The 503-nt window shown below is 56.7% G+C and carries 1 protein-coding gene; it reads left to right on the top strand.

What is annotated here, in order from left to right:
* Positions 1 to 503: condensation domain-containing protein (locus ACGF63_RS23005; protein WP_387633403.1), on the top strand; the 503-nt coding region annotated here is incomplete at both ends.

The following is a 503-nucleotide window of genomic DNA, read 5'->3' as shown; positions in this document are numbered from 1 at the left end:
CTGCGCACAGTCTTTATTTCCGTTGACGGTCAGCCGCAGGTTCGGTTGTTGGCAGAAGACCGTGGGTTGCCGTTGGTACAGAATGATTTACGCGGGCACCCAGAGGCGGGTGCAATGCTGGAACAGTTGGTCACCGAAGCGGTATCTGCGCCGTTTGACCTTAGTCGGGAGCCGCTTATCCGGGCGATGCTTGTCCGATTGGCGGATGACGATTATCAGTTTTTGCTGACCCAACATCATATTGTGTCGGATGGTTGGTCGGTCACGATACTGATACAGGAGCTGAATGCACTCTATACCGCCTTTTTGGCCGGGCAGCCGAACCCGCTGCCCCCGTTAACCATCCAGTATCCGGATTATGCCGCCTGGCAGCATCAGTGGCTTTCCGCTGAGTACACTCAGGCGCAGTCTGACTATTGGCGCACCGTGTTGGCAGATGCACCGGTACTGCTGGATTTACCCACGGACCGACCCCGGCCGCCAGAACAGTCGTTTGTTGGTGA

The organism is Photorhabdus sp. RM322S, from assembly GCF_042879395.1.
GTDB classification, from domain to species: domain Bacteria; phylum Pseudomonadota; class Gammaproteobacteria; order Enterobacterales; family Enterobacteriaceae; genus Photorhabdus; species Photorhabdus khanii.
Note: the sequence above shows the minus strand (reverse complement) of the source record. Positions and strands in the feature narration are given on the sequence as shown.